The organism is Thermocrinis minervae, assembly GCF_900142435.1.
Lineage (GTDB): Bacteria > Aquificota > Aquificia > Aquificales > Aquificaceae > Thermocrinis_A > Thermocrinis_A minervae.
Genome location: NZ_LT670846.1, coordinates 357,510 through 370,646 on the forward strand (window position 1 = coordinate 357,510; position 13,137 = coordinate 370,646).

Genomic DNA, 13,137 nt, shown 5'->3' on the forward strand with positions numbered 1-13,137 from the left:
GCGGAAAATTTAACTATAAAGATGAGAAAATTTACTCTAAAAGCTGGCTATCGTCTTGCTATAGGTCTTGGAAATCCGTCCTTCATAGAAAACGGTTTTGCTTTCTATCCCACTTATGGAATACCTTACATACCAGGAAGTTCCCTAAAGGGTATCACGAGAAATCTTTTTATACTCATTGTGTCTGAACATCTGAATCGTGATGCAAAGTCTGTTGAAGAAGATCTTATGAATGAGAAGTTTGATAACAGTAAAGTACCCTTGTACCTGTTCGAGGACAATTTTGGAGAGTGGGAGCTACAAGAAACTTTTAACGTACTCTTTGGAACTAAAAATAGAGAAGGTAAGGTAATCTTCTTTGATGCCTTTCCTAAGAGTTTAACCTTAGACGATATAGAGATAGACATAATGAATCCACACTACCAACCTTACTATACAAACCCAAAGGAAAAGCCACCTATAGACTGTTATAATCCAGTCCCTATACACTATATGGTTTTGAAGGAAGGAGTAGAGTTTGAGTTTGTTTTAGGTGTTGCTAATGACACAGATCCTAGGTACCTTGAACTTGCTGAAAGGCTTCTAAAAGCCGTATTAAAGAGCTTTGGAGTTGGAGCTAAAAGAAGGAAAGGCTATGGTTGGTTTATTGAGGAGGCTAATAGGTGAGTTTAAGACTGTTTGGCCTTTAATCTTTTATGGTTTCGTAACAGTACTTCCTTATTTTGCATCTAAACATCAATTGTTGAATTTAGAGGATAAAACTGTGTATTTTTTAGTCCTCTTAATCTTTGTACTTATAGACATCATCTATGTATATTCATGGGTGTTAAATAAACCACATTACAGTTTTAATAAGGTAGCCCTTTCTTTTCTATCTGGATCTTTTCCGACCGTTGCTACCGTAATAGCTCTAGCCATCTTTACTATATATAACTCTTGGCTTGCAGATTATTTAAAAGATGGTGACATTAAAAATACAGTAATAAACATTTTATTCCTTTTTGGTCTTCCTTTCGCCTTCCTTGTATCCTTACCAGAACTAAAGAAGATTGAAGTTTCTCGTGACGTAAAACCAAAGAAGGTCTATATATGTGCACTGTCTTTGCTGGATGAGAAGAAGCGGGACGAGTTAGAAAAAGCTATTAAGGAAGGCGCAAGTGGAGAGGATCTTCTTAACAAGTTTAATATAAGTTGGACTATGATTTACGAAAGTTTAAGAAATCATAAAGATAGTTTAGAAAATTGGTATCTACTCGTGAGTAATGAATCTAGAAAACAGTTGTGTCTTTTTAAAAAATTCATACGGGCATGTTTTGATAATGATGCAACCGCACATAGAATATTAAAAGCAATAAGAGTAATACCAAAGGAAGGTGGCTTAGATTTTAATGATTTCGAGACGATTAGGGATGAACTATTGTATGTTCTAAAGGAAATAAAAAGGATGGGATATGATGATGAAGATGTATCTGTGTTTATAAGTCCTGGCACTTCTGCTGTTACCATTGCTTTTACTCTGTTTGCTGTAAGGGAAGGTGTGCAAGTAGAGTACAAACCTCAGGGGAAAGGTGATAAGATTACTGCTATTAATGTTGGCCCAAGGGACCTCTTTGCTCTCAACTCGGAGATTTTGTTAAAATAATAGATTCAGAATGAAGCATCTCATAAGTGTAAAAGATCTTACAAAGGAGGATGTGGAATCCTTCTATAAGCTCTTTTTGGATTTTAAGAAGGGAAGAAGAGAGTTTTTAGAGGGGCATGTGGCGCTTCTTTTCCTTGAGGCTTCTACGCGGACACGTTTTTCTTTTGAGCTTGCCTGTAGAGAGCTTGGCTTAAACACTTACTATGCTGGTAGGGGAGAGACCTCCATAGAGAAAGGAGAGAGCTTTTACCATACTTTGAAGGTACTAGAGAGTATGGGTTACAGGGCAGTGATTTTTAGAGTACCCTTCGTCCTTTTTCCTTATGATCCTTACCTTTCTTTGAGCATTTCCCTTATAAACGCAGGTGATGGAACTCATCAGCATCCTACTCAAGGTCTTGTGGACTTATTCACACTGCTTGAAGTATTTGGTAAGGTAGAAGGTTTAAACATCCTTTACGTAGGTGATGTAAAGCATAGCAGGGTTTTTAGGTCTGGCGCTTATCTTTTTAACATGTTTGGAGCTCGTGTAGCTGTCTGCGGTCCCAGTGTTCTAATTCCAGAGGATCTTTCTCCTTTTGAGGCACAGTACATACCTGATGTGGATGAAGGTATAGAGTGGGCCCATGTGGTCATATGGCTAAGACTTCAGGAGGAAAGGTTCCTTCAGAGCTATGTTCCTTCTAAGGAGAGTTATTTTTTGCAGTATGGGCTTACAAAGGAGAGGTACAAGAAGCTTAAGAGCTTTTTCATGCATCCTGGACCTGCAAACCTAGGCGTGGACGTAGATCCTGAACTCATACACGCGGAGAAGTCTTTATACTTAAAACAGGCCAGCAATGGACCTTTTGTAAGAATGGCAGTGTTGTACAAACTCTTATCATCGTAGTGCCATGGGTATAGAAGACGAGCTGAAGATAATAGGCGAGCTTAGGATAAAGCAGGGCGATACTTGGAGAGTGCTCAAGATAATGAGTGAGTTTGTCCAGGGCTTTGATGAACTCTCCAAGGTGGGTCCTGCTGTGACCTTCTTCGGAAGCTCACGCTTTGACCAAAGCAATTACCTTTATAAGCAAGCCTACAGAGCTGCTTATCTTCTTGGATCTGTTGGATTTCACATAGTTACAGGCGGTGGACCTGGTATAATGGAAGCTGCAAACAGGGGTGCCCACGATGCTGGAACTTTGTCCGTAGGCCTGAACATAGAAATTCCAAGGGAGCAGAAGCCAAACCCATATCAGAACCTTTCCCTTAAGTTTGACTACTTCTTTGTGAGAAAGGTGATGCTTCTAAAGTATTCCATGGCATATGTAATATTCCCAGGTGGTTTTGGTACCCTTGACGAACTTTTTGAAGCCCTCACGCTTATGCAAACAGGTAAGATACCCCGATTTCCTCTCATACTCTTTGACAGTAGCTACTGGGAACCGCTGATTGACTTCATGAGGAGTAACATGATAGGGTACAAAACCATAGATGAGGATGACATCAATCTTCTTACCCTGGTAAACACTCCCGAAGAAGTGCTTGACCTTGTAATAAATGAAGCCAGGATAAGATTTAAGCAGTACGAAAAGGAAGACCCAGCAAACCCTATCATTGAGAAGCTGAAGGCCATCCTTGAGAAAGTTAAGGTCTAATATATATTTACCTCTGTGAGGATAGCTGTAGGTATGAGCGGTGGAGTAGACAGCTCCACCGTAGCGGCACTTCTTAAGGAGAAGGGGTATGAAGTTATAGGTATAACCCTGCGTTTTCATAAGTGTGAGGCTGATGGTCTAAACGTGTGTTGCTCTCCTAAAGACGTACAGGACGCCGCCGAGGTATCGAGGAGGTTGGGTATACCGCACTTAACCATAGACTGGGAAGAACTCTTTAGAGAAAGAGTTATCAAACCTTTCATAGAGGGCTACCTCTCTGGGCTTACACCTAATCCTTGTGCTATATGCAACAGGGAGGTAAAGACGGGCTTTTTGGCCAGGTACCTTAAGGTGGTGGCAGACGTTGACAGGCTTGCCACGGGACACTATGCCAAGAAGGTTAGCTACAAAGGACACACTCTAGTAGCCAGAGGCAAAGACCTAAGGAGGGATCAGTCTTACTTCCTTGCCTTGGTAAGGATGGAAGACTTGGAGCTTTTGGAGTTTCCATTGGGTGACTACACCAAAGAAGAGGTAAGGCAGATGGCTCAAAGGTACAACCTCCCTGTAGCTCAGAAGAGAGACTCGCAAGAGGTGTGCTTTCTGATGGGTAAATCTCCTGGTGAGTTCATAGAGGAGCATGTGGGGCCAAAGGAAGGAGAGTTTGTATACAAGGGGAAGCTTGTGGGAAAGCACAGAGGAATATTTCACTTTACTGTGGGTCAGAGGAAGGGCTTGGGTGTAGCTTTGGGTAAACCCGTTTACGTGGTGGGCATAGATCCGAACACGAACACGGTAATTCTAGGAGATGAAGAAGACCTATACTCTAAAGCCCTTCTGCTGAAGGATATAAACTTTCATCTTCCTTTGGAGCTGTGGTCTGAACCTGTAGCCCAAGTGAGGTACAAGAACAAACCCGTAAAGGTTCAAGACATCAAAAGGACGGAGGAAGGTTATGTGGTAGTGTTTGAAGAGCCTGTAAGGGGTGTGACTCCAGGTCAGGTGTGCGCCTTCTACGAAGGGGATGTACTCCTAGGTGGGGGTGTTATAGCTAGAGCTCTATAATCTTCTTTAACTTTTCTTCAAGGCTCTGTAGGTCCATCTTTACCACCCTTCTGGGTGTACGCTCTGCCTTCTGCATTAGTTCTTCTATCTCTTGGGAAGCCTCCTTCAAAAAGAGCCTTACGGCTCCCAAAGATCTGTTCTTACTTACCATAAGGCAAAGCAGGAATCTAGGCTTTATGGATTTGATTACCACGTTCATCTTCTTGGCTTCAAACTCCAGCAAATCTGGATCCTCAAGCTCCAGGAGTTTAGACATCTCGCAAGCAGCACCAAAAACACCGCTTATCAGGGCTGATATAAATTCAGCCTTTTCTTCCTGGGTTTTATCTCCCTGGAAGTGTACAGCTATAGTCCTTCCTGCATCATCCACGATAAGAACTAGTTGTGCCTGAGTCTTCCCGGCGAGATCTTTTATGGTAGAGTAGAGCTCTTTCTTAAGGTTTTCGTCAACGTCGTACTCAACGATGTCAAGCTCCATGGAACTTACCTCCCCCTGAAAAATTTAAATCTAGTTATGTCAAGTATCAAGGAGCTAGCTACGAATATGGAAGAGAGCGTACCCACCACCACACCCACGACGAAGGCAAACATCACGTTGGAGAGTGCAGATCCACCAAACAAGAACATGGCAAGGGCTACCACAAAAACCGTCATAGATGTCATCAACGTCCTAGCTAGATTCTGATTCACCGAGATGTTTATCAGGTCCCTTAAGGGCAAGCTTTTACGTATACGTAGGTTTTCTCTCATCCTGTCGTAGATAACTACAGTGTCTGTAACCGAGTAACCAGCAACCACAAGCAAGGATGCTATCACGTCTAGGTTAACTTCCCTCTGAGTGATGGCATAAGCGCCAAGGACTATGATCACGTCATGAAAGAGTGCTACAAGTCCAGCAAAGGCCCACAGGAGTTTGTATCTGTAGGTCAGGTACACAGTTATACCACCGAGGGCTACAAGAACAGACCAGATGGCTTTGCTTCTCAACTCAGAGCTTATCACAGAACCTATAGTGTCCTGCCTTATGAGTGAGTAGTCTCCAAGGCTCTTCAAGGACGTGAGCGCTCTTTGAGGATCTTCACCAAGCTTTAACCTTATGAGGAAGCTTCCTGAAGCTGTATTCTGTATGTGTGGGTTTAAGCCTTCTTTCTGTAGTGCTTGCCTGACCTGTTCTGTGCTTACCTTTGCTTTGTAAGCTACTTCCAAGATGGTACCACCTGTAAAGTCTATACCTAAGTTTAGTCCTCTTACCTGCAAGAAAACAAGGCTGATGATAAGAAGGGTAAGGGATACAGCGTAGGAGTAAAACCTAAACTTCATAAAGTCTATCACAGAATATAATCATACCATGAAGGTTTTGGTTGTAGGCCTTGGCAGGATGGGGGGTGGGATAGCGAAGAGGCTAAAGTCCAACGGTGTCCAAGTCTTTGGTTATGCAAGACATTCACGGATTGAAGACATTCCAAGGTTAAAGGATCTGTCTGAGGTGGAAAGCTTGCTCTCTGAAGAAGACCTTATCTGGCTTATGGTACCGCATGAAGCTGTAGATGAGGTTCTAGACCATCTGATGCCATATCTCAAGGCAGGGCAGATAGTAGTGGATGGTGGAAACTCCTTCTACAGAGATTCTCAGAGAAGATACCATAAGCTTAAAGAGAGGGGTGTTTACTTCTTAGACGTGGGGGTTAGTGGAGGAGTGTATGGAGAAGAAAAAGGCTACTGTTTGATGATAGGCGGTGATGAAGAGGCCTTTAACAGAGCTAGGGATGTGTTTAGAGTCCTTTCCTACGGTGGTGTAGGTTACGCGTACCTTGGACCATCAGGTGCTGGACACTTTGCCAAGATGGTACACAACGGCATAGAGTATGCCATGATGCAAGCTATAGGAGAGGGCTTTGAGCTCTTGAAGGAGAGTGAGTTTAATTACGACCTTGAGAAGGTAGCGTGGATCTACAACCAAGGGAGCGTCATAAGGTCCTGGCTTATGGAGCTAACCCAGAAGGTCTTTGAAGACTTTGGAAACTTAGAAAACGTAAAAGCTTACGTGGAAGATACAGGTGAAGGAAGGTGGACAGTGCTTGAGGCCATAAGGCTTTCTGTTCCTGTTCCTACCATAGCCGATGCTCTGTTCATGAGGTTCCGTTCAAGACAAGAAAACTCCTTCAGGGATAGGCTTCTTGCTGCGCTAAGGTACGAGTTTGGTAGACACGAGGTAAAGAAAAGTGGAGACGAGGGGACTTGAACCCCCGACCTCAGGCTTGCGATGCCTGCGCTCTACCAGCTGAGCTACGTCCCCTAGTTCTATATATAGTATATATTCCTAGGTTTTAGCCTTTTAACTACGTGATACCCCACAAAAAAACCACCAATATGTGCAAACCAAGCTACACCACCCATACCGGCGAAGGGAAGGCTAACAAGCCCGTTTACTATCTGTATAAGTATCCAAAAGCCTATAAAGTAAACCGCAGGTATTTCAACAAGGGTTAAGAAGAAAAATATGGGCACGAGGGCGAGCACCCGAGCGTGTGGAAAGAGCCACATGTATGCTCCCAGCACACCACTTATGGCACCGCTTGCACCCACCATGGGTACATCCTCTGCTCCTACCAGAAGGCTCACCAATATCTGTAACAGGGCTGCACCTAATCCAGACAGTAGGTAAAGTAAAAGGTATCTAAGCTTACCAAGTCTGTCTTCCACGTTGTCACCAAAGACGTACAAGAACCACATGTTACCTATTATGTGAAGCCATCCTCCGTGTAAAAACATGTGGGTTATGATGGTGTAAGGTCTTTCAAAAAGGTTGGAGAGGGTAAGACCGTACTCACCTATGAACTTTACAAACTCTACCTCGTCCAAGGAAAACTCGTAGAGCCAAACCAAGGAACATACAACTATCAGGGTCAGGTTTACTAAAGGAAAGCTTCTGCTTGGGTTTAAGTCCTTTATGGGGAGCATTGTTAAATTATACGGTACGGTTTCGTCTGCCAAGCAGTAGGAAGAAAAGGGTTATGAATATGCTTGACAAAGCTATCAAAGAAGCTATTCTCAGGGCATCTTGTATGGCATAAGTTCCCGAGACTACCTCTTGGAACTTGGCCAAAACTATCCTATACCTCATGGGTTCTAAGTCAGATAGTGATACTATTGTGTCCAAGTAGCCGTAGGTCGATACAGAGTTTTTGACGGCGTCTATCTGGTCAAAGTGGAAGGCTCTACGTGTTTCGTATATGTAGGTTCCTATGGATGTGGCTAGGGAGGCTCCCATGAGCCTGGCGTAGTTATACAGAGCGCTGCCCGCTGGTATCTGGTGGGGTGCCAAACTCTTAAAGGCTAAGGCTGTAAGAGGGGCAAAGAAGAATCCCATAGCAAAGCCTACAAAGCTCATGTAGACAAACACCTTCCATTTGGGCGTGTAATAATCCACATGCGAGAGAAAGAAAAACAGCACTATAAAAAGTGTAGTCTGTGAGATTAGAAGTAAAAACTTGGAGTCTACTCTGTCGCTAAGCCTACCACCTACCAATGCAAACAAGCCGAGCATGAGGGCAAAACCTAAGAAGGTAATACCAGCTTGAAAGGTAGGCACACCCTTTAGATTCTCAAGGTAGATAGGAAGCAGGTAGATGGTCTGGAAGAAAACAAAGCCGTATATAACTATAAAGGTTATAAAGGCGTAGACGTAATCCAGATGCTTAAAAAGGCTGTAATCTATCAACTTGTTCTCAGAAGTGAGCTCACTCAAGGCAAAGAGCATCAAGCACAGAAGGGCAAGGCTGAAGGCCCAAAAGGTTTTGAAGGAATAAAACCATCCCCAGCTCTCACCCTTAGACAGAAAGACAACAAAAGCAACGGAGAAACCTGCTAGGAAGATAAAGCTTATGGGATTAAACCTAACGTGTACTTTTGCACCTATATCGGGAAGCATAAAATAGGCTATGGGTATAAGTAGGAGGACTATGGGTACGTTCATGTAGAATATCCATCTCCAGGAGAAGTATTCCACCATGTATCCACCTACGGTAGGTCCAAGACCCGGCGCGAAGGCTACGGCCATGGCGTAGAAGCCCATCGCTGTGCCTCTCTTCTCGGGTGGAAAGAGGTTGAAGAGTATAGATTGAGAAGATGGGATGAGAAGTCCCTCTCCTATACCCTGCAAGAACCTAAAGGCTATCATCTGCTCTAAGTTGGCCGCCTGTCCAGAGAGAGCACTGCCCAAGCTGAAGAGAAAAAGCCCCAGTATATACGTCTTTTTCAGTCCTATGCGGGATGTCACGTAGTTAAAGACTAGTATGGTTATGGCTGTGGCCACTATGTAGCTTATGGAAACCCACTCTATACCGTAGACATCCGTCTCTAGGGGGGCTATCATCTTTGGTATGGCTACGTTGGTACTCGTTATGCCAAGAACCGCCAGGAATGTGCCAAGCACCACAAGGAAGGTATAAAACCAAACCATACTGCTTTAGCTCCTTCCACCAAAGAGGGCTGTCCCTATACGTACTATTGTAGCTCCTTCCTCTATGGCTACCTCAAAGTCATGAGACATCCCCATGGACAGGTGCTCAAGCTTTATGCCAAACTCCTTTTCCAACTGATCCTTTAAGCTTCTAAGCTTTACAAAGTAAGGTCTTACTTCTTCTGGGTTTTCCCTGTAGGGTGGTATGCACATAAGACCCTCAAGCTTTAGATGTTCTTGAGATAGTATAAGCTCCACTAAGGGTTTTAGTTCTTGTTCTTTAACTCCACCCTTGGTCTCTTCTTCTCCTACGTTTACCTCTACAAGCACCTTCTGTACTTTACCTAACCTTTGGGCCCTTTTTTCTATTTCCTCCACTAAAGAAGGCCTGTCTACTGAATGGATCAAAGTAACCTTGTCTACGATGTACTTTACTTTGTTGGATTGAAGGTAGCCGATGAAGTGCCACTCTATGGGCAGTTCCTTGAGTTCCTCGTACTTTTTTAGGAACTCCTGAACTCTGTTCTCACCAAAAATCCTAAGACCACATTCAAAGAAAGTCTTTATCTTTTCAGGTGGGACTCCCTTAGAGGCACCCAGAAGGGTAACCTCCGAGGGATCCCTGCCTGCTCTTACACACGCCTTCTCTATTCTCTCCCTTACCTCAAGCAGAGTCTGACACATTACAGGGGTTTACCCTCTATACCTTCATCTGATCCCTTCTGTGAGGATTGGTACATGTGAGAACCTACCTTTCCGGCTACGTTGAGGACTTTCTCTATGGCTTCCCTTACTTCTTGTATGTCCTGTGAGGAGGTTATAACCTTCTTAGCTTCTTCCACTACCCTTTCTGCTTCTTGTACCAGGTCGCTTGGAAGCTTTTCTCTGTTTTCTTTGAGCACCTTCTCTAGATTGTACACGTGGTGGTCGAGCTGGTTCTTGGCTTCTATGAGTTCCTTCTTCTTCCTGTCCTCTTCTTCGTACATTTGGGCTTCCTTTATCATCCTCTCTATCTCTTCTTGCGTGAGTCCCGAGGAAGGCTGTATCCTTATGGACTGTTCCTTACCTGTTGCGAGATCTTTTGCCGTCACGTGGAGTATTCCGTCTGCGTCTACGTCAAAACATACCTCTATCTTTGGAACACCTCTCGGAGCAGGTGGTATACCTGTTAGATAGAACTTACCAAGAGACTTGTTGTCTTTTGCTAAGGGCCTTTCACCTTGTAGCACGTGTATTTCCACTTCCGTTTGGTAGTCTGCTGCAGTGGTGAATATTTCACACTTCTTGTAGGGTATGGGTGTGTTCCTAGGAATAAGCACCGTCATTACACCACCGTAGGTTTCTACACCTAGCGAGAGGGGTATAACGTCCACGAGGAGTATTTCCTTGACCTCTCCCGCCAGTACGCCAGCCTGTATTGCAGCACCTACCGCCACAACTTCGTCGGGGTTTACACCTTTGTGAGGCTCCTTGCCAAAGAACTCCCTTATCTTCTGTTGTACTAGGGGTATTCTAGTGGATCCGCCTACCAGAACCACTTCGTCTATGTCCTGAGGGCTTAGCTTTGCATCCTGCAGGGCTTTTTTGACTATCTCCATAGTCCTGTCTACCAGATCCTTTATCATCTCCTCAAGCCTTGCTCTGGTCAGTTTCTTTTGGAGGTGTAGAGGTTGATTGGTGTTGGGGTCTATGGTGATGAAGGGAAGGTTTATCTCAGTTTCCATCTTGAAGGAAAGCTCCTTCTTGGCTTGTTCTGATGCTTCTTTTAGTCTTTGTAGAGCTGTCCTGTCCTTCCTTAGGTCTACACCCGTCTCCTTCTTAAACTCCTCTATGAGCCACTCCATTATCCTCTCGTCTATGTTGGCACCACCTAGGTGTGTGTCTCCTGCCGTAGCCTTTACCTCTATGACTCCTTCTCCACCCTCAAGTATGGAAACATCAAAGGTACCGCCACCAAAGTCGTAAACCAATATCCTTACATCGCTCTTCTTGTCAAGGCCGTAAGCCAATGCTGCAGCAGTAGGCTCGTTCAGGATCCTTACCACTTCCAGACCAGCTATCTTTCCTGCGTCTTTTGTAGCTTGTCTTTGCCTTTCGTTGAAGTAAGCCGGGACAGTTATGACAGCCTTGGTAACCTTTTCACCCAGGTAAGCTTCTGCAGCTTCTTTTAGCTTTTTAAGAACGTGAGCTCCTACCTCTTCAGGACGTACCAACCTGCCTAGGTTGGGTATATAAAAGGCTGCGTCACCCTTCTCGTCTGCCTGGACCTTGTAGGACACTCTTGTAGCCTCATCTTTGACCTCTTCAAACTTCCTACCTATGAACCTCTTGGATTCATACACCGTGTTTTCAGGGTCTAGTATAGCCCTTCTCTTTGCCGGGTCACCTACGAGTATCTCTTTTTCCTTGGTCCAGGACACTACAGAAGGTGTAAGCCTTGAACCCTCCTGGTTGGGTATGACAACAGGCTCACCACCTATTATAACTGCCACAACAGAGTTTGTTGTACCAAGGTCTATACCCAGTATTTTCTCCGCCATCTTGTTAACCTCCTTTTTCTTTATTAGTATAATCCTTTAGTATGGTTATGTCAAGTTTTTTTATAAAAGATAATATAAACTTTTCGTTTCAAAAGTTGATTCCTAAAATAGGAAGTACCTGGTCTGCTTACATAACAGCTCAGGATCATCCATGGATGGCCCAAGCCTACAGATGGCGCCTCTTCTTTGGGATAACCTTCCTACTTTCTTACTTCGTCCTTATGTACGACCTTATTACCGCAGGTAGAAGGGTAGAAGAGCTGAAGAAGGAGGCTGAAGTTGTTAGCTGAGATCATCTACAAGCTTATGCTTTACGGCTTTCTCATGGTCCTCTTCGCTGGCTCCTATGCTTTGATGTACAGCTTTGGGAGGAGCTCGAGCTCCTCCTTTCTTGTAAAACTCTCTTACATCTTCGCCTTTTTGGAGTTTTTGGCAGGCTTTGGCATGGTAAGCATGGATTACCTACACACCTTTTGGAAAGTCATAATACTCTTTAGCTCCGTGGCCTATCTGTTTATACCGCCCCTCATGTGGAAAGTAGTGGTACTCTTTCACAAAAGACACGGATAGGTGTGTTAACAAGATTACAAAAATGTTAATTATTCTACGTACCTTATAGAAGGATTTAACATCTACAGACTTAGTAAACCCTGCTGTATTCTACAACGGTTTTGATGAAGATTTCTGGCACTATTTTTGCAGCAACACCGTATTGAAAAACCTTTGAGGAGGTTCAAAAGATGGCAACGCTCAGCAAATTGATGAAGTTTATTTCCATCCCTGGATCTGTGACTGCTTTACTGAGTACTTCTTATGCCCTGGAGCTAAAAGGTGACACCTTTGGAACTCTAAACTTGAGCGGTGCGATAACAGGTTATATGGTATACACGGATAACAAAAGTGACAACAAAAGGATAAGGTACGACGTTGGTTCTGCTCTCATAAGCCTTTCAAAGACTCCAGAGCCCATAGGCTTTACCATAGTAGGTGGTGCATACTCTTTTCCCGTAGTAGGTGCTCCTCTCTCAAAAGCTTCTGACTATACTAGCCTATACAGCGCTATCCCTATAGCCTACTTGGAGATATCACCCTCTAAGAGGTTTAGCCTACAGGTTGGTAAGCTTCCAACCCTTATTGGCTACGAATCCCCATTCACCTATCAGAACAACTACATACAGAGAGGACTTATATGGAACATGCAGCCTGTAATACACAACGGTCTTAGGTTTGTGTACACCGCTGACGTGTTTACCCTAAAAGCTGGTGTAAACGATGGCTTCTATACTCTTAGTACTAGCAACCCAAAACCTGCCTTTGAAGGTAGCATAGCTTTAACTCCCATAAAGGACCTTTCCCTTTCTTTTAACCTCCTTATACCGGACACAAGCTCAAGACCTAACAACAGAGAGTACAACGCGGTAATTTCTTACAGCGTCGGTAAGCTGTCTTTTGGAATGGACTTTGTTTACGTGGAGTCTCCTCATACACCATCAAAAGCTGAGGCAGAGGGTGGCTGTTTGCATCTTTCGTACGCTTTTAACGATAAGCTTAAACTCTCTAGCAGACTTGAATACGTGAAGGATAAATCAGGCGATGGAGTTGATCTTGTGGGTCTAGGAGATGGAAACAAAGGCTACACTTTTACCATAAGCCCCTCTTATACAAAGGGCAACCTCTTCGGAAGAGTGGAACTCTCCTACGTAAAGGCAGACAAGCCCTTTACCCAGAACCTAAAGGATCATCAAACTAGGATGGCTATGGAAGTGGGTTTTCTGTTTTGAAATTGTA

General features: G+C 44.0%; 15 protein-coding genes and 1 tRNA gene. 9 read left to right on the top strand and 7 right to left on the bottom strand.

From position 1 onward, the window contains the following. The first annotated feature begins 21 nt into the window (after nt 1-21). From cmr6 to mnmA, 5 genes are read left to right on the top strand one after another with little or no spacing between them, the layout of a single operon-like run. Complete coding sequence (gene cmr6, locus B5444_RS01960) at nt 22-666, top strand: type III-B CRISPR module RAMP protein Cmr6 (protein ID WP_172838418.1); 645 nt, start codon at nt 22-24, stop codon at nt 664-666. Further along, a complete protein-coding gene (locus tag B5444_RS01965; RefSeq protein ID WP_172838419.1) occupies nt 605-1,642 on the top strand; it encodes a hypothetical protein in 1,038 nt (345 codons plus the stop codon). The genes cmr6 and B5444_RS01965 overlap by 62 nt, the downstream gene beginning before the upstream one ends. Before the next feature lie 10 nt (nt 1,643-1,652). Next, entirely contained in the window at nt 1,653-2,531 is an 879-nt protein-coding gene (locus tag B5444_RS01970) for an aspartate carbamoyltransferase catalytic subunit (RefSeq protein ID WP_079653571.1), read from the top strand. Between the two features lie 4 nt (nt 2,532-2,535). Then, entirely contained in the window at nt 2,536-3,282 is a 747-nt protein-coding gene (locus B5444_RS01975) for an LOG family protein (protein ID WP_079653572.1), read from the top strand. 15 nt (nt 3,283-3,297) lie between these two features. Then, nucleotides 3,298-4,347 (top strand): tRNA 2-thiouridine(34) synthase MnmA, encoded by a 1,050-nt coding sequence (mnmA, locus tag B5444_RS01980; RefSeq protein WP_079653573.1) that lies wholly within the window; start codon nt 3,298-3,300, stop codon nt 4,345-4,347. Here mnmA and B5444_RS01985 read toward each other — a convergent pair. Together B5444_RS01985 and secF are read right to left on the bottom strand one after the other, a co-directional pair. Beyond that, nucleotides 4,334-4,825, bottom strand: coding sequence for a roadblock/LC7 domain-containing protein (locus tag B5444_RS01985; protein WP_079653574.1), 492 nt, complete (start codon nt 4,823-4,825; stop codon nt 4,334-4,336). The two genes, mnmA and B5444_RS01985, sit on opposite strands and share 14 nt — an antisense overlap. Nucleotides 4,826-4,830: 5 nt before the next feature. Then, nucleotides 4,831-5,667: a protein translocase subunit SecF gene (gene secF / locus B5444_RS01990; RefSeq protein WP_079654631.1), complete on the bottom strand. Its 837-nt coding sequence runs from the start codon at nt 5,665-5,667 to the stop codon at nt 4,831-4,833. Nucleotides 5,668-5,695: 28 nt separating this feature from the next. Here secF and gnd point away from each other — a divergent pair, with 28 nt between their 5' ends. Further along, on the top strand, nt 5,696-6,589 hold the full coding sequence (gene gnd / locus B5444_RS01995; RefSeq protein WP_079653575.1) for a phosphogluconate dehydrogenase (NAD(+)-dependent, decarboxylating): 894 nt from the start codon (nt 5,696-5,698) through the stop codon (nt 6,587-6,589). Here the strand turns inward: gnd and B5444_RS02000 are convergent. From B5444_RS02000 to dnaK, 5 genes are all read right to left on the bottom strand, one after another. Then, nucleotides 6,571-6,643: transfer RNA gene (locus B5444_RS02000), tRNA-Ala, on the bottom strand. The two genes, gnd and B5444_RS02000, sit on opposite strands and share 19 nt — an antisense overlap. A gap of 5 nt (nt 6,644-6,648) precedes the next feature. Continuing rightward, nucleotides 6,649-7,308: a rhomboid family intramembrane serine protease gene (locus B5444_RS02005; protein ID WP_079653576.1), complete on the bottom strand. Its 660-nt coding sequence runs from the start codon at nt 7,306-7,308 to the stop codon at nt 6,649-6,651. A gap of 7 nt (nt 7,309-7,315) precedes the next feature. Beyond that, complete coding sequence (locus B5444_RS02010; RefSeq protein WP_079653577.1) at nt 7,316-8,809, bottom strand: DHA2 family efflux MFS transporter permease subunit; 1,494 nt, start codon at nt 8,807-8,809, stop codon at nt 7,316-7,318. A gap of 6 nt (nt 8,810-8,815) precedes the next feature. Then, nucleotides 8,816-9,493: a YggS family pyridoxal phosphate-dependent enzyme gene (locus tag B5444_RS02015; RefSeq protein ID WP_079653578.1), complete on the bottom strand. Its 678-nt coding sequence runs from the start codon at nt 9,491-9,493 to the stop codon at nt 8,816-8,818. After that, the gene (dnaK, locus tag B5444_RS02020; protein ID WP_079653579.1) at nt 9,493-11,349 is read right to left on the bottom strand and encodes a molecular chaperone DnaK; all 1,857 of its coding nucleotides are present in this window, start codon (nt 11,347-11,349) and stop codon (nt 9,493-9,495) included. Before dnaK ends, B5444_RS02015 begins: the two co-directional genes overlap by 1 nt. Nucleotides 11,350-11,444: 95 nt before the next feature. On the opposite strand from dnaK, the gene B5444_RS02025 reads away from it, so the two are divergent. The 3 genes from B5444_RS02025 (at nt 11,445) to B5444_RS02035 (ending at nt 13,130) form a co-directional block, all read left to right on the top strand. Beyond that, nucleotides 11,445-11,639: a hypothetical protein gene (locus tag B5444_RS02025; RefSeq protein ID WP_154021721.1), complete on the top strand. Its 195-nt coding sequence runs from the start codon at nt 11,445-11,447 to the stop codon at nt 11,637-11,639. Continuing rightward, on the top strand, nt 11,629-11,919 hold the full coding sequence (locus tag B5444_RS02030; protein WP_079653581.1) for a hypothetical protein: 291 nt from the start codon (nt 11,629-11,631) through the stop codon (nt 11,917-11,919). Before B5444_RS02025 ends, B5444_RS02030 begins: the two co-directional genes overlap by 11 nt. 170 nt (nt 11,920-12,089) lie before the next feature. Further along, nucleotides 12,090-13,130 carry an outer membrane beta-barrel protein gene (locus B5444_RS02035; RefSeq protein ID WP_231967136.1) on the top strand — a complete coding sequence of 347 codons (1,041 nt, stop codon included), beginning with the start codon at nt 12,090-12,092 and terminating at the stop codon, nt 13,128-13,130. Nucleotides 13,131-13,137: the final 7 nt, after the last annotated feature.